Source organism: Microcoleus sp. B7-D4, from assembly GCF_036705125.1.
GTDB lineage: Bacteria > Cyanobacteriota > Cyanobacteriia > Cyanobacteriales > Microcoleaceae > Microcoleus.
The window spans coordinates 1-21336 of the sequence record NZ_JAUBTT010000122.1; the positions used below are offsets into that span (position 1 = coordinate 1).

18 protein-coding genes are annotated in these 21336 nt (G+C 47.6%); 5 read left to right on the top strand and 13 right to left on the bottom strand.

Going from position 1 to position 21336, the window contains the following annotated elements; genetic code table 11:
- Positions 1-80 precede the first annotated feature (80 nt).
- The gene (locus QUB12_RS32620) at positions 81-2618 is read left to right on the top strand and encodes a CHASE4 domain-containing protein (RefSeq protein ID WP_333143955.1); all 2538 of its coding nucleotides are present in this window, start codon (positions 81-83) and stop codon (positions 2616-2618) included.
- Between the two features lie 298 nt (positions 2619-2916).
- On the opposite strand, the gene cobO is transcribed toward QUB12_RS32620, so the two are convergent.
- The 3 genes from cobO to QUB12_RS32635 all read right to left on the bottom strand — a co-directional run bounded on the left by cobO (position 2917) and on the right by QUB12_RS32635 (position 4967).
- On the bottom strand, positions 2917-3552 hold the full coding sequence (cobO, locus tag QUB12_RS32625) for a cob(I)yrinic acid a,c-diamide adenosyltransferase (RefSeq protein ID WP_333143958.1): 636 nt from the start codon (positions 3550-3552) through the stop codon (positions 2917-2919).
- A gap of 59 nt (positions 3553-3611) precedes the next feature.
- A complete protein-coding gene (locus tag QUB12_RS32630; RefSeq protein ID WP_333143954.1) occupies positions 3612-4190 on the bottom strand; it encodes a Uma2 family endonuclease in 579 nt (192 codons plus the stop codon).
- A gap of 159 nt (positions 4191-4349) precedes the next feature.
- On the bottom strand, positions 4350-4967 hold the full coding sequence (locus QUB12_RS32635) for a hypothetical protein (protein ID WP_333143953.1): 618 nt from the start codon (positions 4965-4967) through the stop codon (positions 4350-4352).
- Between the two features lie 117 nt (positions 4968-5084).
- Between QUB12_RS32635 and QUB12_RS32640 the strand changes: the two genes are divergently transcribed.
- Entirely contained in the window at positions 5085-6338 is a 1254-nt protein-coding gene (locus QUB12_RS32640; RefSeq protein WP_333143952.1) for a molybdopterin-binding protein, read from the top strand.
- 59 nt (positions 6339-6397) lie between these two features.
- Here the strand turns inward: QUB12_RS32640 and QUB12_RS32645 are convergent, their stop codons facing one another.
- Entirely contained in the window at positions 6398-6535 is a 138-nt protein-coding gene (locus QUB12_RS32645) for a hypothetical protein (protein ID WP_333310360.1), read from the bottom strand.
- 25 nt (positions 6536-6560) lie between these two features.
- Here QUB12_RS32645 and QUB12_RS32650 point away from each other — a divergent pair, with 25 nt between their 5' ends.
- Both QUB12_RS32650 and rimM read left to right on the top strand, forming a co-directional pair.
- Complete coding sequence (locus tag QUB12_RS32650) at positions 6561-7193, top strand: response regulator transcription factor (protein WP_333206562.1); 633 nt, start codon at positions 6561-6563, stop codon at positions 7191-7193.
- Between the two features lie 165 nt (positions 7194-7358).
- Positions 7359-8000 carry a ribosome maturation factor RimM gene (gene rimM / locus QUB12_RS32655; RefSeq protein WP_333143951.1) on the top strand — a complete coding sequence of 214 codons (642 nt, stop codon included), beginning with the start codon at positions 7359-7361 and terminating at the stop codon, positions 7998-8000.
- Between the two features lie 69 nt (positions 8001-8069).
- Here the strand turns inward: rimM and QUB12_RS32660 are convergent, their stop codons facing one another.
- The 9 genes from QUB12_RS32660 to QUB12_RS32705 all read right to left on the bottom strand — a co-directional run bounded on the left by QUB12_RS32660 (position 8070) and on the right by QUB12_RS32705 (position 20405).
- The gene (locus QUB12_RS32660) at positions 8070-8528 is read right to left on the bottom strand and encodes a phosphate-starvation-inducible PsiE family protein (protein WP_333143950.1); all 459 of its coding nucleotides are present in this window, start codon (positions 8526-8528) and stop codon (positions 8070-8072) included.
- Between the two features lie 364 nt (positions 8529-8892).
- Positions 8893-9207: an RNA-binding protein gene (locus QUB12_RS32665; RefSeq protein WP_333143949.1), complete on the bottom strand. Its 315-nt coding sequence runs from the start codon at positions 9205-9207 to the stop codon at positions 8893-8895.
- Between the two features lie 268 nt (positions 9208-9475).
- Positions 9476-11671: a nitrate reductase gene (locus QUB12_RS32670; RefSeq protein WP_333310362.1), complete on the bottom strand. Its 2196-nt coding sequence runs from the start codon at positions 11669-11671 to the stop codon at positions 9476-9478.
- A gap of 373 nt (positions 11672-12044) precedes the next feature.
- Positions 12045-13703 carry a nitrate ABC transporter ATP-binding protein gene (locus QUB12_RS32675; protein ID WP_333143947.1) on the bottom strand — a complete coding sequence of 553 codons (1659 nt, stop codon included), beginning with the start codon at positions 13701-13703 and terminating at the stop codon, positions 12045-12047.
- Positions 13704-13807: 104 nt separating this feature from the next.
- Entirely contained in the window at positions 13808-15832 is a 2025-nt protein-coding gene (locus QUB12_RS32680) for a nitrate ABC transporter ATP-binding protein (RefSeq protein WP_333310363.1), read from the bottom strand.
- A 33-nt stretch (positions 15833-15865) separates the two neighbouring features.
- The gene (locus QUB12_RS32685) at positions 15866-16048 is read right to left on the bottom strand and encodes a hypothetical protein (protein ID WP_333143945.1); all 183 of its coding nucleotides are present in this window, start codon (positions 16046-16048) and stop codon (positions 15866-15868) included.
- Positions 16049-16057: 9 nt separating this feature from the next.
- Positions 16058-16927: a nitrate ABC transporter permease gene (gene ntrB / locus QUB12_RS32690; RefSeq protein WP_333143944.1), complete on the bottom strand. Its 870-nt coding sequence runs from the start codon at positions 16925-16927 to the stop codon at positions 16058-16060.
- 180 nt (positions 16928-17107) lie between these two features.
- Entirely contained in the window at positions 17108-18427 is a 1320-nt protein-coding gene (locus QUB12_RS32695; RefSeq protein WP_333143943.1) for a CmpA/NrtA family ABC transporter substrate-binding protein, read from the bottom strand.
- A 91-nt stretch (positions 18428-18518) separates the two neighbouring features.
- Positions 18519-20405, bottom strand: a complete 1887-nt coding sequence (locus QUB12_RS32705) for a ferredoxin--nitrite reductase (protein ID WP_445300692.1) — start codon at positions 20403-20405, stop codon at positions 18519-18521.
- A gap of 611 nt (positions 20406-21016) precedes the next feature.
- Between QUB12_RS32705 and QUB12_RS32710 the strand changes: the two genes are divergently transcribed.
- On the top strand, positions 21017-21223 hold the full coding sequence (locus tag QUB12_RS32710) for a hypothetical protein (RefSeq protein ID WP_333310366.1): 207 nt from the start codon (positions 21017-21019) through the stop codon (positions 21221-21223).
- Positions 21224-21336: the final 113 nt, after the last annotated feature.

Here is a 21336-nt window from a genome sequence, read left to right on the forward strand (position 1 = left end):
CGGCCTAAACCTTGCCCCCCTTTTCCTCTCGCCACTGACCTGACTACAGGTACAGTGGGAGTCTCCAAGGGGGAATAAAGATGAAACTGCGTCGAAAAACACTATCGATCATTGGCATTACCATCGCTGGACTGACTAGCATTCTGTATGTCGCCTCCTCAAGCATCCTCTTGGGCAGCCTGATCAAAGCAGAGGAACAAGAAGCCACACAGGTTGTCAAGGGAGTGCTCAATGTGTTCGGGCAAACCGCAGATGACTTTAACTCGCGCTTTGCCGATTGGTCGTCCTGGGACGACACCTACAATTTTATCCAAAACCGCAACTCAGAATTCATTGACTCCAATTTAATTCCAGAAGGGCTCGCTAATATAAGAGTTAATATAGCCGTATTTGTCAATACTTCGGGCAAAATAGTTTACGGTACGGGTTTAGACAGCGAAAAGCTGAAACTAACGCCTGTTCCAGAAGCATTAAAACGGCGCATTTCTCTCAGCGACCCGCTGTTGCACCACCCCAACGCCAAAAGCAGCCTCGCTGGTATCATGCTGCTACCGTCAGGGCCAATACTGATTACTTCCCGGCCTATTCTCACGACTAAAAGCACTGGCCCGATCCGAGGTACGCTGATATTCGGGCGCAATTTGGATGCTACGGGCATTGCAAAGGTTTCTAAAATTACTCGCTTGCCGCTAATCGTACACAGCGTGAATGAGGCTAGGTTGCCTGCAGACTTTCAGCAAGTGCGGGAGAAACTGTCGGAAAAAAAACCGATTTTGGTGCGTCCTTTAAGCGAAGAGTCGATCGCGGGTTACGCTTTGATCAGGGATATTTACAACCAACCTGCGCTGCTATTGCGGGTGGATATCCCCAGAGAAATATACCGGCAAGGTCAGATTAGTTTGCTGTACCTGCTGGGGTCTGTAGCGTTAGTAGGAGTTGGGTTAGTCGGCTGCACTCTACTACTGCTAGAGCGTCTTGTACTGTCTCGGTTGAGCAGTTTGGCGAAAGCAGTGAAGCGCGTCAGTAGCAGCCAAGACCTCTCGGTGCGACTACCGGTGACGGGTGAAGACGAGTTGTCCGACCTTGCCCATACTATCAACGGAATGTTGAGTGCGATCGCCCAAGCCGACAGCGAACAACTTGAGGAAAAAGCCCGCTACAGAGCCGTCGTGGAGCAAGCTACAGATTGCATTTTCCTGTGGGACGCTCAAACCAAACGTCTTTTGGAAGCCAATACAGCGTTTAGAGACTTGCTCGATTACAGTCTTGATGTGATTTCGCAACTGACTATTTACGATATCATCGCTTACTCTAAAGACCTAATTGACAACAATATCGAGTTGCTGCTGACGGACAAACAATTCAGAATTGGCGAAGTTCTCTACCGCCGCCGAGACGGTTCCTGCGTGGATGTAGAAGTGAGCGGGAGCGTGATTTCCTACGGCGGCCGCGAGATTATTTGCACGGTTGTCCGCGACATTACCGAGCGCAAACAAGCCGAAGCCGAACTGCGAGCCTCGGAAGAACGGTACAGACTTTTGTTTAAAAATAACCCCCATCCGATGTGGGTTTACGATTTAGAAACTCTGGAATTTATAGCCGTCAATCAGGCAGCCGTCGAACATTACGGCTACACTCGCGACGAATTTCTCAAGATGACCGTTGCGGACATTCGTCCCCCCCAAGAGATGCCGAGATTGATAGAAAATATCTCTCCAGTAGATGCCGGTATTGAGTTTGCAGGTGTGTGGCAGCACCAGAAAAAAGACGGAACAATTATTGATGTAGAAATTACTTCTTATGCTCTGGTATTTGATAGTAGAAATGCTGAATTAGTGCTGGCTCACGACGTAACCGACCGCTTGCAAGCCGAGGCAGAACTCTACAAGGCAAAGGAAGCTGCAGAAGCAGCTAATTTGGCTAAAAGCCAGTTTTTGGCTAACATGAGCCACGAACTGCGAACTCCTCTGAATGCGATTATCGGTTACAGCGAGATTCTGCAAGAAGAGGCTTTAGATTTGGGCGAGGAAAATTTTGTGTTGGATTTGGAGAGAATTCACAATTCAGGCCAGCTTTTACTTTCCTTAATTAATGATATTCTGGACCTGTCGAAGATTGAAGCCGGTCACGCGGAACTTGAATTAGAAACTTTTGACGTGTCGGAGGCAGTTCAAGATGTAGTCCGAACTGTTGAACCGCTATTTTTGCGGAACACTAATCGCCTGAATGTGGAATGTCCTAATAATATTGGCGAATTGTATTCCGATCAAATTAAGTTTACTCAAATTTTGTTTAATTTGCTCAGTAATGCAGCTAAGTTTACTCATAAAGGGACAATTACACTCAGCGTTGAAAGAATTAAAAATGACGAGAATCGTTGGAATTCGGAACAGTTAATTATTAAGTGTACTGATACGGGGATTGGGATTACTCCTGAACAGCTACAAAAGTTATTTCAACCTTTTACGCAAGCTGATGCTTCGACTACCCGCAAGTACGGAGGTACGGGTTTGGGTTTGTCAATAGCGCAGAAATACTCTCATATGCTGGGGGGAGAAATTACTGTGAGTAGCGAGTTTGGCAAGGGGTCAACTTTTACTCTGATGTTGCCAGCATAGCTCGATTTTAGATGTTATAGCAATCCTAAATGATTCAGATAAATTTGTAGGGGTAGTGCTACCCCTACTCCCCGTGCCTACCCCCTATCTATCGGGCAACCACGGGGAGTAGGGGTCGGATTGCCCCTACAATAATTATGAGAATGATTTAGGATTGCTATAGATGTTAGATGTTAGATGTTAGATTGGGTAAAAAGTCCTGACTAGAAACAACATAAATACGGTTTGTAGTCAGGCTTCAGTCAACTCCCAATCAGCTTTTAGCTAATTAGGACTAAACTTTTGAAGACCAACAACTTTAATACTCAATACCTGCTTGAGCTTTAATGCCTTGTTCTCGGAATGGATGCTTAACTAAAGTCATTTCTGTCACCAAGTCTGCCCGTTCGATTAGCGCTGGCGGGGCGCCTCGGCCTGTTAAAATAATGTGGGTTTCTTCGGGTTTTTGGTCTAACCCGGAAAGCACTTGCTCGACTTGCAAATAACCTAGTTTTAATGCTATATTAACTTCATCTAGAAGAACTAATTTAAATTCGGGATTGCAGATAAAAGTTAAAGATTTTTCCCAGGCTTTTTGAGCTGTTTCGATATCTCGATCGCGGTCTTGCGTGTCCCAGGTAAAGCCTTCTCCCATTGCGTGGAATTCTAGCTGTTTTTCCCAGAGTTGAAAAACGGCTTTCTCTGCGGGTTCCCAAGCTCCTTTGATAAATTGTACTATGGCGACGCGGTATCCGTGACCGAGCGATCGCACAACCATTCCCAAGGCAGCCGTGGTTTTGCCTTTACCGTTACCCGTATTGACTATAATTAAACCTTTTTCTTTGGAGGAGTTAGCGATTCGCTGTGATTGCACTTCTTGGCGTCGCTGCATTTTCTGTTTGTGTTGTTCGGCTGTTAAGCCAGTGGGTGCAGTAGTTTCTGTATTGGTTTCCATGAGATTTTTTTTAACCGCAGATGAACGCAAATAAACGCTGACAGATGCAGGATGTCTAGTTATTGCCACAGTGTTTTCAAGTTTAGCACGAAACCGGGCAAAACATCTTCTCCCGATAGTTCTGTTGGACATTCCAAAACTTCTATTTCTTGTCCTTGGCGATAGATTTCGACTCTCCGGGTTTTGCGGTTGATTAACCAGCCTAATTTTACTTGGTTATTCATGTATTCTTGCATTTTGTCTTGAGTATCTTTTAAACTGTCCGTTGGCGACATTAACTCTAAGACAAAATCCGGGGCAATGGGAGGAAATTTTTGTTTTTGTTCGGGAGTGAGTGCATCCCATCTTGATTTTTCAATCCAAGAGACATCGGGAGAACGGTTTGCACCGCTGGGCAGTTTGAAGCAAGTTGAAGAATCGAAACAAATTCCCAGTTGAGTTTGTCTGTTCCAAATTCCAAAATCAGTAGCTATTTCAAAATTGTAATTTCCGGTTTCTCCTCCTGTGGGTGGCATGACGATTATTTCTCCTTTGGCGTTGCGTTCAAATTTGACATCGGGGTTTTCGCGACACAGTTGATAAAATTGGTCGTCGGTTATTTTGGCGATCGAGTTGAAGTTGATGGTAACTGCTATCATGGTATTTTATCAGGATGCGTTGGGACTTTTAAGCCAGATTATGTATATGAAGGCGGCTCAATGCCGAGCGATGCAGATGCTGTAAATATTATTAATGGTTAAGAGGATTTAATGGATATCTTTTTATGCACTTTGGCTCATTATATCACATCCTTATAACTAGCTATTAATAGTTTTATCAAATGCTTTTTGGAGGAAACACTTACAGACATACCAATAATAAAATGCAATGTTGATTTCGCTAAGCAATTTAGGTATTCCCTCTAGTAAACTGGAGAATATCTTGTTTTTTATATGCAGGGAATCAACGCCGATCGCAAAAAACAACAAGCCTACACCCGCTAACAATATTTGGTAGGGAGTTAACTGTAGTTCTCGCCGAAAAAACCATCCGTAGGATGACAAAACCACGGCGTATAAAAGACTTACTCCGAGCTTAGGAATTCCCCCGGCTACCATATATATATGAATTCTGTAAATTTCATTTAGTAAAAATCCACCTGTTAATAAAGCCGAAAACAGAATAAATCGATTTTCTGAAGTGCGCGGTTGAATACTTCGAGCTAATTTATAGGTGAAAGTACAAACAATGACGGGTACAGAACATAAAATTTGGAAAGTCCGAGTTAACAAAGCGACATTGGGATGGGGATAAGAATAAGGCGGCAAGAATAAATCGCTGACTTTTAACCCGGAAAGTTGAGTGAAAAATATCAGTATCGCCACCAATAATAAGGAGAAACAATTGAGGCGAACAACAAAGCGAGAAATAGTCATAAGCAATTAATCCCCAAAATTAGGTTTACTGCCAAAAGCCAAAAAAATTATATCACCAATATCTCTGGATATTTTGCTAAACTTAATCATGAGTGTTATCAAAACAAGGAGACAGTCATGCTGTCAGTGAAAGAAGCAGAATCGATCGTTCTAAATTTGGCGCAACCCCTCGACAGTCAGCGGGATGTAGAAACTGTAGACTTACTGGCAGCATCGGGGCGCATTTTGGCTGCACCCGTCACTGGTTCCCTGGATTTTCCTTATTGGGATAATTCAGCAATGGATGGGTACGCGGTGCGGTTTGCGGATGTGGAAAACTGTAGCACCGAAAAACCAGCGGTACTCGAAGTAGTTGAGGAAATTCCAGCGGGATATCGACCTCAAAGTACGGTGCAATCGGGGCAAGCGGCGCGAATTTTTACAGGTGCTATAATGCCAGCGGGTGCTGATACGGTGGTAATGCAGGAAGAAACAAGGCGTGAGGGCGATCGTATTTTTATCTTAGTTTCTCCTGAAAAACCGCAAGCATTTGTCAGACACAAAGGCGCTTTTTATCAAGCAGGAACAACTTTGCTAACTCCCGGTACAGTTATCAACGCCCCAGAAATGGCGGTGTTAGCAACTGCCCAGTGCATTCAAGTTCCCGTTTATCGGCGGCTGCGGGTGGCAATTTTTTCTACTGGTGACGAATTGGTATCGCCTGACGAACCTTTGGCACCGGGGAAACTGGTAGACTCGAATCAGTATGCTTTGACAGTTTTGTTGGCACAAATGGGATTTGAACCGATTCGATTGGGCATAGTTCCTGATAATGAAGAGGCGTTAAAGAAGGCGATAGCCGGGGCTGTGGCGACGGCGGATGTGGTGCTTTCTACGGGCGGCGTCTCGGTAGGAGACTACGATTATGTCGAGAAAATTTTGGCAGATTTGGGAGGAAAAGTTCACATTAGTTCTGTGGCTATTAAGCCGGGGAAACCTTTAACGGTTGCTGGGTTTAAAGGAGGTGAAAAAAATTCGGATTGTCTCTATTTTGGTTTGCCGGGAAATCCGGTTTCGGCTTTAGTCTGCTGTTGGCGGTTTGTTGTACCTGCTTTGAGAAAGATGTCTGGGCTTGGCCCGGATGCTTGGGGGCCGGAGTTTCTCAAAGCTAGGTGTAATGCTGAATTGCGATCGCCAGGTCGGCGCGAAACTTATGTTTGGGGTAAACTACATTTAGTTGCCGGAGTCTGGGAATTTGAACCTGCTAGCGGCAGCCAAAATTCAGCGAATTTAATTAACCTCGCCAATACGAGTGGTTTAGCAGTTTTGCCACCAGGGGACACCTGGATTGTACCGGGCGAATTCGTGGAAGTTTTAAAAGTTAGTCAGTAGTTAGTTGTTATTGGTTATGTGTTATTGGTTCGGTATAAGTTCATGTAAAATATTAACAACTAAGTAATCTTCCTTCTTCGGACTTCCATCGGACTGACATCCGTTACATCCGTTACATCCGTTACACAATCCGTTGCCGAACTTCCTTCTTCCTGACATCCGTTACATCCGTTACATCCGTTACATCCGTTACACAATCCGTTGCCGAACTTCCTTCGTATTATGAGAATTTTAATTGTTGAAGATGACCCGATGATGCAACTGGGATTAGAGCAAGTTTTAGCCGATTCCCCAGACATAGAAATAGTAGGACAAGCAGAAGACGGCTATTTAGGCGTAGCAGCCGCACTGAAACTCAAACCTGATATTATTGTAATGGATATCGGTTTGCCACGGCTCGACGGCATAGCAGCGACGCAGCAAATTAAAGCGCAATTGCCAGAAGTTCGAGTAGTAATGTTAACTTCTCACACGGCAGAAACGGAAATTATTGCTGCCCTTTCTAGCGGGGCTGATGCTTATTGTATTAAAGGTGCTTCCGTAGACAGGCTGTTAGCAGCGATTGCAGCCGCAGCAGAGGGGGCTACATATCTTGACCCTCAAATTGCCCGGACTGTCATCGAACACCTGAAACCGCCGATACCTGCCTCTACAACTACTTTTGGCCAGTTGTCGCAGCGGGAATTGGAAGTGTTAAAATTAATGGTGGAAGGTAACAGCAATCCCGAAATTGCAGCGGCGCTTTACTTGAGCCCAAATACTATTAAAACTCACGTTCGCGGTATTATGAATAAGTTGGCAGTCGATGACCGCGTGCAAGCCGCAGTTGTAGCGCTGAGAACGGGATTGGTGTAAAGAAGTCAGTAGTCCGTAGTCATTAGTCAGTAGTCAGTAGTTATTTGTTGTTTGCTACCAATGCCCCATGCCCTGTTTGGCCCATGCCCTGTTTGGCCCATGCCCTGTTTGGCCCATGCCCCATGCCCAATTCCCAATTCCCAATTCCCAATTCCCAAAAAGTTTATGTCTGAATGGATAGAAATCGGTAAAATTGTAGCAGCTCAAGGTTTGGACGGGGAAGTGCGAGTCTATCCCGATTCGGATTTCCCGGAAAGGTTTATCGAACCGGGGAAGCGGTGGATTTTGCGACCTAACAAAAGTGAACCGGAACCGATCGAGTTTTTGGGCGGTCGCTACATTCCGGGCAAAGGGCTGTATGCTGTAGAGGTAGAGGGTGTGGAAGACCGCGATAGTGCTGAGGCGCTGCGGGGCTGTAAGTTGTTTGTTGAAAAGACCGATCGACCTTACCTCGAATCTGATGAGTTTTACGTCCAAGATTTGATCGGTATGGAAGTTTTTAACCAGTTAACCGGGGAAATCTTAGGCAAGGTAAGTGATATTATTCCTGCAGGTAACGACCTTTTAGAAGTAGAAACGAATCTAACGCCGCCGGAAACTGTCGCCGCAGAATTAGAAAAGCCAAAACAGCCTGAAACTCCCCAAGCAAACGCTGACCCCAGAAATACCCGCAAACCACGGAAAATTCGCGTTAAAGAGCCTAAATCCACAAAAATCTTGATTCCTTTTGTGGAAGAGATTGTGCCAGTTGTTGACTTAGAACAAGGCCGAATTGAAATTGTGCCTCCTCCTGGTTTGTTGGAATAATATCATGTCCGGTCGCTCGATCGCATCTGATATTAGTTATTAACAATTCCCACTTCTCAATTCCCGATATTAATCTTTTCCTCTATTTGTGGCTCGCACTATCAAGTAACTGATGGAAAGCGCGAAAATTGCTGTCGCCAAACCAATCAAGTCGGCTGCGGTTTTTTTTTCCAGGTCAAGAATGATGATTTTTCGAGATACTGCTATCAAAGAAGTTACAATAACTAGCTCTACTTGAATTACGTGCTTTTTCAGATAAGCTGTAATATTTTCCAAGATTTCCAGAGCAATTAAAACATTTAAAAATAACCCAAATATCACAAACAACGTGTCTTTTAACAAATTATCAGTGTGGTTTACCAATTCTTTTGCTAAAAAAATCAGCAAATCGCAAACGCTGAGGAGAATTACCCAAATCATCGCCAGTGATAAAATTTTAGATATTACTACTTCTACACTTTCTGTAAAATGCAGAAAATTTTCATCACTGCTTGACTTGGAAATTTGCCTAAATATTTTTTTCAGCATACCAGTGATTTAGTCTTAATTCTTAATTAATGATTTTGTCATTGTTCGGTACACTTTGCAAGCGTAAAACTCTGCGAGTGTGTAGTTTCACAACGGCAACCGGGCACTGGGGAAGGCGACTCTCTCTGCCTGTTATATTTTATACTTTTTCCTGTCAGCGAGGAATCGATCGCACGCGATCAACTCCTGCTTAATAAATTTTTGCCATAAAAAAACCTCAAACTATTGTCTAGCAATATTTTGAGGCTTTTAAGGCGCGGTGCGACCACTGAACTAACTATCTCTTCTCAACAGAGAATGATTGTTGGCTCCCAGCTTGCCCCGACGCCATATAGAAGATAGCTAAAAATTTAGCTCGGGTGGTTTAGTAGCGACGAGAATTGCCACCGCGATCGTTGTTACCCCAGTTACCACCACCAGAATTGGAACCACGTTCTTCACGGGGTTTTGCTTTGTTGACTTTGAGGTCGCGACCCATCCACTCAGCACCGTCAAGAGCCTCAATGGCTGCGGCTTCTTCGGCTTCAGTAGACATTTCTACAAAAGCGAAGCCCCGCATCCGACCTGTTTCCCGGTCAGCAGGCAACTGAACCCGCTTTACTGTACCGTACTCTCCAAAAGTTTGGTTGAGGTGCTCCTGCGTTACTTCGTAGGATAAATTGCCGACATAGATTGACATTGAACATTCTCCAGAATCAGAGTGTGTAGAGATTTAAATCCGGAGGAACGCCGATCGAACGAACTGCACTGCCGAAAATAAAGCCTTGTAAAACGATTATAGCACCTTGAGGTGCAAACGGCAATTGTCTGACTCGATTAATTAAAAAGAACGCAGAAGGCCTTCGCCAGAAGACATTCTCCCGAAGGAAAACCCCCCCCATGTCGATCGCCCGCGGCTTCCCGATCGTTCTGCGGTGATGTGTAACATCCCATAGTTAGACAGCAGATCAAGAAGTGGCGGCGAGGGGGGATTTTGGCCAATTAAATTCCCCAACTTCTGCGGTAACTTCTGATCCAACTTCCGCCGCAGTTTCTGCCCCAACCAGCACCAACTGCACCGCACAAGCTTTTAACTCAGGCTGTTTGGAATCTGGACAGCTTGCAGCATGAGTCATGGCATTGGCTTCAGCGCCTTCGGCCCACAGAGAACCCCAGTGCATCGGTACAAATAGCGTACCTGGGGCGATCGCCTTTGTGACTTTTGCCGGAAACTGCGCCTTGCCGCGGCGCGATCGAACTTCCAGCAAATCCCCCTCCTTAATCTGCAATGTGGCAGCATCGCGGGGGTGAATTTCCAAAAACGGATCGGGGTGCAATTGATTAATTTTCTCTGTTCTACCCGTCCGCGTCATCGTGTGCCAGTGTCCGTAAAGTCTCCCTGTCGTCAACACAAACGGATAATTTGGATCGGGAGGTTCTGCCAGTCCCCGCGAGTGATAGGCCGAAAATCTCGCCCGCGCGTCAGGAGTGTGAAAACGCCTGTCAGTATACAGCCGTTTCGCTTCGTTCGCTGGATGCACAGGCTCGTTTTCCCGGCAAGGCCACTGCTGCGGCCCTTCTTGGCGGATGTATTCGTGGCTGAGGCCGGTCATATCGCAAGGCTGCCCCCGCGTCAACTGTGCGTACTCTGTAAAAACATCCGCACTGTTCTCGAAAGCAAAGTGTTCGGCAAAACCCAACCGGCGGCCGACTTCAGCGAAAATGCTCCAGTCGTCGCGGGCTTCCCCGGAGGGAGTGTCGAAACCGGGACAAAAGGTAACGCGGCGTTCGGAATTCGTCATTACTCCAGTTTTTTCGCTCCACTGCGTTGCCGGCAGCAGGATGTGAGCGTAGGCCGAGGTTTCAGTGGGATAGTAAGCTTCTTGATAAATAGTAAAGGGCGATCGCAGCAAAGCGGCTTTAGTGCGTTCCAAATCCGGCATACTCACCACCGGATTAGTAGCTGCAATCCACAGCAACTCGACTTCGCCACTTTCCAAACCGGTGATCATATCCCAAGCTGTGCGGCCCGGATTCGGGGAAATGCTTCCCGGTGCGATTCCCCAAAACTCCTCGACTTGGGTTCTGTGTTCGGCATTTTTCACAAAACGGTAGCCTGGGAGCAAGTGAGACAGTCCTCCGGCTTCCCGCCCTCCCATCGCGTTTGGCTGGCCGGTGAGGGAAAACGGGCCGCTTCCCGGTTTGCCGATTTTACCGGTCATCAAGTGCAAATTAATCAGCGATCGCACCTTTGCCGTGCCTTCCGACGACTGGTTGATTCCCATCGACCACAGAGACAAAACGCGCTGCGACTGTTCCCAGTAGTTTGCCGCCGTTTCTAACTCGCTGACAGTAATGCCGCAGCGCGAGGCTACAAACTCCGGCGTGTAGCTGCTAATAACCTCAGCAAAAGCTGAAAAATTCGCCGTGCATTCTTCTATAAACTCTGAATCTATTGCTTGCCTGCGTAACAGCAAATATGCAATTCCGTTAAGCAAATCTATATCCGTACCCGGTTTAATTGCTAAGTGCAAATCCGCCGCTTCAGCAGTCGGAGTCCGCCTTGGATCTACCACAATCATCTTGACATGGGGATGCTTTTTGTGGTACTTAGCTAATCGATTGAATACAATCGGATGGCATTCCGCTGTATTGCTACCGATAATAAAAGCGCAATCTGTTAATTCTAAATCGTCGTAACAGCAAGGCGGCCCGTCCGAGCCAAAGCTTTGAACGTATCCAGAGACTGCTGAAGACATACACAAGCGAGAATTAGCATCAAAATTATTAGTACCCAGACAACCTTTCATTAGTTTCTGGGCAATATAATAATCTTCTGTTGCGAATTGACCAGAACCGTAAACGCACAAAGCATCGGCGCCGCTGGTGCTGCGAATTGTTTGGATGCGATTAACAATTGCATCGAGAGCTTCGTCCCAGCTAGCGCGGCGGAACGGTTGGTCGAGAGTATCTCGCATCATTGGATACAGTAGCCGATCGCTCCGAATGGACTCTGCTACGGTTGCTCCCTTAATACAAACCATGCCCTGACTCGATGGGTGATTGCGATCGCCCCGCACTTTCCAACTTTGTTTTTTGTCGGGAACAACTTCTAGACCGCAACCTACACCGCAGTATGGGCAAAGAGTTTTTATAGTTTCCATCTGGTGATTTTAGATGCTAATTTTTGAAAGCTAATGCGTAATTGGTAATTCGTTATTATAGTCGGAACTGAGGGTTCCTGCAAATAACGTGAGAATAATTACTTAGTTTCCGCATATATGCTTCTCAGAAATCGACAATACCCTGATTTAAAATTACCCGCTATCTTACTAAAAATCGCCCTTGCTCTGGCTTGTAGCCAGCTTCGGGCTGCTACTAAATGTTCCTCAAACAGAGGAAATTCCACCTAACTCTTGTCACCCCCAAGGATGGGGGCTAGGAGGAATTTTTGCATAGCTCAAACAGCGCGTCGGTACTACTTTTGGCATAGTTGTTGATAGCAAGGTGAGATTTAGTGCGGGAGTATTATGTCGCCTATTTCCCTGATTTTACTTCAAATACGCCACCGTTGGTGGGGCTAAAAGTTACTTGGAACTCAGCAGTTTTTTCAGCGCCTGCTGCGGCACCGGCAGGAGTTTGCAAAACCGGCAGAGGAGTTTCTTTGACGAAATCTTTAGCTGCTTTATTTGTGGGATCGAACTGTAGGATATCGCCGTTTTCTTTGACTTTGACCCGATAAGTCAAGCTTTCGGTAAATGTCGGAGTTGTTTTCCATGTTTGGTCGATTTGTGCATACAACTGCTTTCCGATCGCATCCAGTTCGGTTTGGTCAGAAATCTCTGATGTGGCACTGGTGGCTGCATTGGGCGCGCCTGCGCTGTTAGCAGCAGCAATGGGTGCTGGGCTAGCAGCAGCAATGGGTGCTGGGCTAGCAGCAGCAATGGGTGCTGGGCTAGCAGCAGCGATGGGTGCAGGGCTAGCATTGGGTGCGATCGAACTTGCTGCGATTTGCGGGCTGGGGGGAGAACTCACAACCGCCGCCGCAGTCGTCGCCTGCGGTGTAGTTTCTTCTAGTTTCGCTTGCTTTAGCTGGCTGGAAATAGCAGACATATTGACGGCAGCTAAAGTAACCATTGCTACGAACCACGAGGCCCCCAGGATGCCGCGTTTGATCGGCGAAGCTTCAGGGGCAACGGCTGCGTGATGCACAAAGGACGCAGGGGCGATCGGCCTGTTAGCAGTCTCCGCAACCGCAGGCTTTTTGCTAGCAGGTAATGGCATCGGTAGCGCGACGGCTTCTGTCTCCGAGTCCGTTTCTTCACCTTCTTCGTGGTGGGCGTAGCGAGAAAACAGGAACTCCAAAGCAAAGTTACGCAGTTCGTAGTATTTCGGGTCTTCCATAATCCGCGCCCGGTTGCGGGGACGGCTGAACGGAATGTGCATATCTTCGCCGATGGAAGCTGCAGGCCCGTTGGTCATCATCACGATGCGATCGGCCAAAAACAAAGCCTCATCAATATCGTGAGTAATCATAATGACGGTAATTTTTTCCTTCCGCCAAATTTTCAGCAATTCTTCCTGCAACTCTTCGCGGGTAATCGGGTCTAGAGCTCCGAAAGGTTCGTCCAAAATCAACAGTTTGGGACGAGTTGCCAGAGCTCTGGCGATCGCCACCCGCTGTTTCATCCCCCCGGACAATTGGCCCGGTCTTTTGTTACAAGCTTCGGTCAGCCCCACTAATTCCAAGTGTTCCTTGACGATGGTATTGTGTTCGTCTGCGGACTTTTCCGGGTAAACATTTTCAACGCCGAGGTGAATATTTTCTGTAGCAGTCAGCCACGGTAGCAGCGAGTAGTTTTGAAATACCACCATGCGATCGGGGCCTGGTTCAGTAATCTGCGAACCTTCCAGGGCTACTTCTCCGTTTGTCGGCCCGTTGAATCCCGCGATCATATTCAGCAAAGTTGATTTGCCGCAGCCAGAGTGACCGATCAAACAAATAAATTCGCCTTCATTAATAGTCAGGTTTACACCGTCGAGAACCACGTAAGGGCCTTTAGGAGTTTCGTAGACTTTCGATACGTCTTTAATAGTAAGAAAGTCTTGCTTGGGCGTTTGAATTTTGGTTGTTTGGGGGGTTTTTAGAGTTTGCATATTTTCAGGATTTGGATTTTGGGTTGAGGAATTAGACATGACAGCTTGCGATTGATAATTTGAAATTATGGAGTTAGAAAGGGGGAAATGTGGAGTCTTGTTTCCTGATTTCTTGCTCCTCATTCCCTCTTCCTATTTGCTGGTTATGCTGGCAGTTTGATGGAACATTGACTGCCTATTTGTTCAATTAAAATTTCTTCAATGCGAACGCCACGTTTGATTTTGACATTTTGAAGATAGTGGATCGGGTCGTCGAGATTAAACACCGTGCCGTCAAATAGCTCGATCGTCCGGCGATCTCTGGCAATATCCGGTAAACCCAATTCGCGCACTGCTTGACCGAAAACATCGGGCCGCAAAACTCGATCGACCACTTCCACCCAGTTTTTCGGGAACGGGATCAGTCCCCAGCGAGCCATCTGCGCCATCACCCACACCATTTCTAGGCGGTCTGGAAAATTGGCTTTGTCAACATAGAACTGATTGAAGTTGTAGAGCATTTCGGGTTCTGCCTCCGTACCGGAGTTGTACGGATCGATGAACCCTGGACGGATGTCTTTCGGATCGGCGCCGATGTATTGTTCTTGGCTAATCAATCCTAGGACTTCTTCGCGGTTGCGGCGGTCGTCGCAGTATTCGCAGGCTTCCAAAAGCGCTTTGACGAGGGCCAGGTGGGTTTGAGGATATTTCTGAGCCCAATCTTCGCTAACACCGAGAACTTTTTCGATGTGTCCGGGCAGAATATCGAGGGAACGGGCCATGACAAAACCCGTACCGGTGTTGACGGCGTGGGAGTTCCAGGGGTCGCCTGAACAGTAACCGTCAATGTTGCCTGCTTTTAAATTCGATACCATCTGCGGGGGCGGAATCACGGTCAAGCCCACGTCGAGGTCGGGGTCAATGCCCCCAGCGGCCAGCCAGTAGCGGAACAGCAGATTGTGCATGGAGGCGGAGTGTACCATGCCCAAGGTGTGAACTTTATCGGGACTCTTGGCGAGCGCAGCTTTGAAATCCTGTAATGTCCGAATGCCTTGTCTGTAAAGGTCTTTGCTGAAAACAATCGAATTGCCGTTGCGAGACAGCGTGAGGGCGCTACAGACGGGTACAGGGGCTTCACCGTCGAGCCCCAACAGCATACCGATCGGCATTCCTGCGACCATTTGCGCCGCGTCCAGCCGTCCTTCGGCGACTCCTTTGGCGATCGCTTTCCAGCTAGGTTCGCGGCTGAGAGTGACTTCTTCCAAGCCGTGCGCTTTGAAGAAGCCTTTTTCTTTGGCTACAACTAAGGGCGCGCAGTCGGTGAGGGGAATAAAGCCGATGTCGAGGTTGATTTTTTCCAAGCCGTTGCGGGCTATGACAGCGGGTTGTTGTTTGGCCCTGCGCTGTTTGACCCGCTTTTGCTGGTTGAGGAAGTAAACCATTTCGTTACGCAGTGCGTAGTAACTCGGATGGTTGACAACTTCCATGCGTTTGCGGGGGCGGGGAATGTTGACTTCGAGGATTTGCCCGATTTGCGCTTCCGGGCCGTTGGTGAGCATCACAATGCGATCGCTCAGTAATAAAGCCTCATCCACGTCGTGAGTTACCATGACGCTGGTGACTTTGCTTTCTTCGCAAATTTTCATCAACTGGTCTTGCAAACCGCCGCGAGTTAAGGCATCGAGGGCGCCGAAGGGTTCGTCTAGCAGCAGCAATTTCGGGCGAATCGCCAGGGCGCGGGCGATCGCAACTCTTTGTTTCATCCCCCCAGAAATTTCGCCTGGGCGTTTGTCGGCGGCGTGCCCGAGTCCGACTAATTTAATGTGGTGTTCGATCACCAACTCGCGATCTTCTTGAGAGTTACCGCTGTAAATTTCATTTACTGCTAGGGCGATATTTTCGCGCACCGTCAGCCAAGGTAGCAGTGAGTAATTTTGAAACACCACCATTCTGTCCGGGCCTGGATCGCGGACTTCGCGGCCTTCTAAAGTAATCCCGCCCTGACTTGCTTTGTCGAGGCCGGCGATGATATTTAGCAGTGTAGATTTGCCACAGCCAGAGTGTCCAATTAAGGTGATGAATTCTCCTTTTTTAATTTTCAGTTCGATATTTTTAAGAGCAATGTATTGCTCTCCGTTGGGCAAGTTAAATACGCGATCAACGTGGTCTACTTCAACAAATACTGACATGGCTCTTTTAGGTTAGTTGGTAATTTCTAGATGCTAATTATTAAGGGGAAATTGGGCATTGGGCATTGGGCATTGGGCATTGGGCATTGGGCATTGGGCATTTGCCCGCCCAGGGCATTGGGCATTGGGCATTAATTTACAACTAATTTCTAGCAGTTTGTAGCTGGCAACCATTCCCCATTCGCCATGCCCGATGCCCGATGCCCGATGCCCCATTCCCAAATCCTATTTCTGTTCTTCGGGAACCACTTTGGAAGCGATGAAACCAACGATTCTGTCTAAAATCAAACCGACGATTCCTACATAAAGCACTGCTAGAATCACTGCACTGAGTCGAGAACTGTTGTAAGCGTCCCAGATGAAGAAGCCGATACCGACGCCGCCGACTAACATTTCCGCAGCTACGATCGCCAGCCAAGACAAACCGATTCCAATTCTCAAGCCAGTGAAGATGTAAGGAACAGAAGAGGGGAGCAGGATTTTCCAGAAGTATTTTTGGTTGGGGAGGCGCAATACGCGGGCGACGTTTCTGTAGTCTTGGGGTATTTGTTGAACGCCTACTGTGGTGTTAATTAAAATCGGCCAAATTGCTGTAATTAAGATTACGAAAAGTGCAGAAACTTCGTTAGCTTTCACCCCCATGCCTTCAAAGGGATTGAACTGTTGAAATACAGCCAGGGCGATCGGCAGCCAAGCTAGGGGCGGGATAGTTCTGAATACTTGAAACAGCGGGTCTAAAGCATCGAACATTAAGGAGTTTGTGCCGATCAGGATTCCCAAACTGATGCCGAGAACTGCTGCTAGAGTAAAGCCGATCGCCACCCGCTGCAAGCTAGCCAAAATTTGCCAGAACAAGCCTTTGTCTGTACCGCCGTTGTCGAAGAAAGGATTAATAATCAGATTCCAGCTTTCTTGGACAGCTTTGATTGGCCCCGGCAAGCTCGACTCTGGACTGTTGCAGAGGATTTGCCAGATTATCAGCAGAACTGTAATTGCTACCAGCGGTCGGATGATTTTTCGGCGGTTTTTTTGAACATTATCCAGAAGGAAATTTACTGGATTTTTGCTTTTAGTAACAGCGAGGTTTGTTGCCATTTTTCTTTTTGCAGTATTGTGAATAATCGATTATTTGTAGATACTTTGAACAGAGTTCAGCAGGTTTGGCCCGTCGAACGAACCCTCCGTTTCACTCTGTCCAACACCATCACTTTTAGGGGTTTGTCAACTGTCAGCAGTCAACTGTTCACAGTCAACTGTCAACAGTCAACCAACTAATTATGCTTTTTTGATTGCCAGACCCTTGAGATATTCTTCTGGTTTTTCTGGGTCAAACTTCACGCCGTCAAAGAAGGTTTCGACACCGCGAGAAGTGGTAGTAGGAATTTGGGCTGCGGGAACGCCAAGTGCTGTCGCTGCTGCTTTCCAAATATCTTCGCGGTTAACTTTATCCACTGTGGCTTTGATGTCGGTAGTTGCCGGGATATAACCCCAGCGAATATTTTCAGTTAAGAACCAAGCATCGTGACTCTTGTAGGGATAAGAAGCATTATCCGCCCAGAATTTCATCGCCACTGGGCTGGCAGCTTCAATGCGGCCGGTACCGTAGTCAATTTGACCTTTAGAGCGACTGATAATATCTGCTACTGGAACTTTTAACCACTTATCTTGAGAGATGATTTGGCACATCTCATCCTGATTTTCTGCCTTGTCGCACCACTGCTGGGCTTCCAGTACAGCCATTGTTATTGCTTTAGCAGCTTTGGGGTTTTTCTCAACCCAATCTCCTCTTAAAGCTAAAGCTTTTTCTGGGTGGTCTTTCCAAAGTTCTCCGGTTACTAAGGCGGTGTATCCTACCTTTTGAGTAACTAGCTGAGCATTCCAAGGTTCGCCGACGCAAAAGGCTTCCATGCTGCCAGATTTCATGTTCGCTACCATTTGGGGCGGCGGTATGGGAATCACGGAAACATCTGTATCTGGATTGATGCCGCCGGCTGCTAGCCAGTAGCGCATCCACAAGTCGTGGGTGCCACCGGGAAAAGTTATAGCAACAGGAAGGTTTTGGCCAAAAGCTGCTTTCAGGGGTGCGCTGTCTGTACCTACTTTTAAATCTAGGTATTTTTTGCTGAGCGAAATTGCCTGACCGTTAGTATTTAACCGCGCCACAAGGTTCATCGGCACTGGCTGATTGCCTTTGGTAATAGTGCCTAATGTCATGTGGTAAGGCATCGGGGATAAAATGTGAGCCCCGTCAATGCCGCCTTTGTCGGAACCGAGTTCTAAGTTGTCGCGAGTAACTGGCCAAGATGCTTGTTTGGTAACTTGTACATCTTTCATGCCGTACTTGGCAAATAACCCTTTTTCTTGGGCGATGATTAAGGGTGCTGCGTCGGTGAGGGCGATGAATCCGAGTTTGGCTGCGGTAACTTCTGGGGCGTCGGCAGGGTTGATGTTGACTGCTGGAGCGGCGGTGGGCGAAGCGCCGCCGGGAGTGGCGTTAGATGTGGTGGGGCCGGAACTGCAACCGTGGGCTAGGAGGGTGCCGGCTGCTGTTGCTCCAGCGGTGATGATGAATTTTCTTCTGGAAAGGTTGCTCATTTGTCTTGAATTGTTGTTGTACTTTGAGATGGTGGAAATGTGAGATGTGAGATTGATTCGCGACCTTCGCATCGCATCTCACATTATGAGATTAGGCGTCGATCGTCACTCTGCCGATCGCCCGTGCGCTGCAAGTTAAAATGAACCCTGGTTCTAAGCCTGCGGCCGCTTCGGGGTGGCTGTCGTAGGCGGCAATATTACCTTCTAGGAGTTTCTGCTTGCAAGTGCCACAAACTCCCTTTCGGCAATCGCTGTCAAGTTCGACTCCCGCCCGTTCGGCAACATCGAGAATGTACTCATCTTCGCTGCAAGCAACTTCTTTGCCCGATCGAGCGAAAATGACAGTAGATGTCTGAGGTTTGGGTGCTTGGGCTGCCGCTTCGCCCTCCTCAACCGTCAATTGCAGTTGCCGCTGCAGCACAGCTACATCCCCTGTGATCTCTTTGGGAACTGCCCCAAACTGCTCGACTAACAGTTGATACAGCAGCGGTTTGAGGTCTTCGCAAGCGATGCCTTTTTGGACGCAAGCACCCAAATGAGCGTCTTTGCCAACTGTGCCTCCCATGTAAATGTCTACACCTTCGAGGGTTTTGCCGTTCTTGCGAACTTTTGTTCCCATCAAACCGATGTCTGCTACCTGGGGTTGACCGCAGGAATTGGGGCAACCTGTCCAGTGAATTCTGACCGGTTTGGGAAGTGACAGTTCGACATCGAGTTCCTCAATCATTGCCACGGATCGACTTTTGGTTTCGATGAGGGCGAAGTTGCAAAACTTGGCGCCGGTGCAGGAAACCAAGGCTCGCATCAGCGGTGCGGGCTCGATGGAAAAACGCTGCAACAGCGGTTCTTTGACCAGCGATTCAATCCGCGAGTCGGGAACGTTGGGAATAATCACGTTTTCTTCCACAGTGAGCCTGAGCTCGCCGCTGCCGTAAACCTCGGCAATTCTGGCCAAATCGAACAAATCCGATGCCTGCAGCCGTCCGACTGGAACGTGCAGCCCTACATAGTTGAGCCCTGATTGTTTTTGGGGGTAGATGCCGATGTGGTCGCGTTTTTCCCAGATGATTTCATCTTTGGGCGCGGCGGCGGGCAAAGTGCGCCCTAATTCTTGTTCGACTTCGGCTCGGAATTGTGCGATTCCGAGTTCGTCAATCAGCCACATCAGCCGCGATTTTTGGCGGTTTGCTCTTGGGCCTTGATCGCGAAACACAGTTAAAATTGCTTTGCACAAATCTACAACGTCGCTGGGACTTGCCCATGCGTTGAGAGGAATTGCAGCTTCGCAGCGTTTGGCGGAGAAGAAACCGCCGACTAAAACGTTAAAGCCGATGTTGCCGTCTTTGTAAGCGGGTACGAAGGCGATGTCGTTGATTTCTGCGTGGACTGAGTTGTCGCGGCAGCCTGCGATCGCAATATTAAACTTTCTCGGCAAATTTGAAAACGCGGGGTTGCCTTCGCCGCTGTTCGTAATCATGTCTTGGACTTCGTTCGCCAGTTCCCGCGTATCAATCAGTTCGTCGGCGTCCAGGCCCGCGACTGGGGAACCCGTGATGTTACGCACGTTGTCCATGCCAGACTGGATGCTGGTCATGCCCGCTTCCTTGAGGCGGCGGAAGATGTCGGGTACGTCTTCGATGCGAATTCCGCGCAATTGCAGGTTTTGTCTGGTGGTGATGTCGGCGCTGCCGTCGTCGCCGTAGCGTTGGACGATTTCTGCTAGCGTTCTGGTTTGATTGCTAGTAATGATGCCGTTGGGCAAGCGCAGCCGCATCATGAATTTGCCGGGAGTTACTGGCCGAAAGAAGATGCCGAGCCATTTGAGGCGGTGCTCGCGATCTGTTTCGTTCATTGCTTCCCAGCCGATTTCGGCGAAGTGGTCGAGTTCGCCTTTTAATGCTAAGCCATCTTTTTCGGCTTTGAGTTTTTCAAACTTGTTCAGGCTCGCTTGGGCTTTGGGTTCTACTGTTTGGGTCATCGGTTTACCCTCGCTGCTGGCTTGTGTGGGGAGGTCTTGACTTGGAGCATAAAGTGTGTCTTTCCTGCTAACCTTAGTGAGTGTATGGATTTAAAACTGTATATTTAGTTACTAGATGGAATTTCTTTTAAGCATGGTTGATCGGCTGTACAGTTGAGCTTGACTGGGCGCTGGCTCGAACGTCGCCCAACTATTTATGGTTATAGTTGCTACCGAGGATTCGGTCGATCGCTCTGTTTCGATGCACCTTTGTTATGAGCTAATGTAAAGCCCCCGATTGTAAATATTCGTATCTATTTTTACAAAATATTGAGTTTTATGAATATTTCGCATACTGCCGATGCGTTTTATACATGGCAAATGGGTAAAGAGACCCCCAAAACCGAAAAATCTCTCTAAATCTTTAGATTTAGGAGGGGAGAGGGGGATATTGGAATATCTAAGATTAATTTTGTGACTGCGATCGCAGACTTAAAACGAGATCGTCACAACATTAGAGGGTCGCTGTCACACAGTTTGCCTCAAAACATCACATTGTGTGCTATGCCAGCGTCACTCTTGATTTTCCAAGAACGAGAGATTATATAAGTATCGAATTCAGGGAACGTCTCATGTTTTTAGTTCAACTTATCCCCGGCGCTATTTCCGAAATGCTTGCCTCTGTTACGGAGACGGGTTGTTTGACTTTAGCCGATCGCTACGGCTTGATGGCCGCTGTTTTGGACGACTCTCTCGACGATGAATACAGACATTCGATCAACCGCCTGCTGCGTTCTGTGATTAAGGGAAGAGTAATCCCTAGGACGGGCTTTTCTTAGACATTTCCGTGATAAATTAGACAATTGGTGTATACGGGAATAATTCACCTAACCAAACCCAGATATGTCCAAATATGTACCACCAAGAATCGCTATTCAACGACTCGGAGTAT

Bases quoted from the DNA above. Each gene is read 5' to 3' on its own strand.
- QUB12_RS32620 (WP_333143955.1), top strand. From the start codon at position 81: ATGAAACTGCGTCGAAAAACACTATCGATCATTGGCATTACCATCGCT.
- cobO (WP_333143958.1), bottom strand. From the start codon at position 3,552: ATGGAAACCAATACAGAAACTACTGCACCCACTGGCTTAACAGCCGAA.
- QUB12_RS32630 (WP_333143954.1), bottom strand. From the start codon at position 4,190: ATGATAGCAGTTACCATCAACTTCAACTCGATCGCCAAAATAACCGAC.
- QUB12_RS32635 (WP_333143953.1), bottom strand. From the start codon at position 4,967: ATGACTATTTCTCGCTTTGTTGTTCGCCTCAATTGTTTCTCCTTATTA.
- QUB12_RS32640 (WP_333143952.1), top strand. From the start codon at position 5,085: ATGCTGTCAGTGAAAGAAGCAGAATCGATCGTTCTAAATTTGGCGCAA.
- QUB12_RS32650 (WP_333206562.1), top strand. From the start codon at position 6,561: ATGAGAATTTTAATTGTTGAAGATGACCCGATGATGCAACTGGGATTA.
- rimM (WP_333143951.1), top strand. From the start codon at position 7,359: ATGTCTGAATGGATAGAAATCGGTAAAATTGTAGCAGCTCAAGGTTTG.
- QUB12_RS32660 (WP_333143950.1), bottom strand. From the start codon at position 8,528: ATGCTGAAAAAAATATTTAGGCAAATTTCCAAGTCAAGCAGTGATGAA.
- QUB12_RS32665 (WP_333143949.1), bottom strand. From the start codon at position 9,207: ATGTCAATCTATGTCGGCAATTTATCCTACGAAGTAACGCAGGAGCAC.
- QUB12_RS32670 (WP_333310362.1), bottom strand. From the start codon at position 11,671: ATGGAAACTATAAAAACTCTTTGCCCATACTGCGGTGTAGGTTGCGGT.
- QUB12_RS32675 (WP_333143947.1), bottom strand. From the start codon at position 13,703: ATGTCTAATTCCTCAACCCAAAATCCAAATCCTGAAAATATGCAAACT.
- QUB12_RS32680 (WP_333310363.1), bottom strand. From the start codon at position 15,832: ATGTCAGTATTTGTTGAAGTAGACCACGTTGATCGCGTATTTAACTTG.
- QUB12_RS32685 (WP_333143945.1), bottom strand. From the start codon at position 16,048: ATGGGGCATCGGGCATCGGGCATCGGGCATGGCGAATGGGGAATGGTT.
- ntrB (WP_333143944.1), bottom strand. From the start codon at position 16,927: ATGGCAACAAACCTCGCTGTTACTAAAAGCAAAAATCCAGTAAATTTC.
- QUB12_RS32695 (WP_333143943.1), bottom strand. From the start codon at position 18,427: ATGAGCAACCTTTCCAGAAGAAAATTCATCATCACCGCTGGAGCAACA.
- QUB12_RS32705 (WP_445300692.1), bottom strand. From the start codon at position 20,405: ATGACCCAAACAGTAGAACCCAAAGCCCAAGCGAGCCTGAACAAGTTT.
- QUB12_RS32710 (WP_333310366.1), top strand. From the start codon at position 21,017: ATGTTTTTAGTTCAACTTATCCCCGGCGCTATTTCCGAAATGCTTGCC.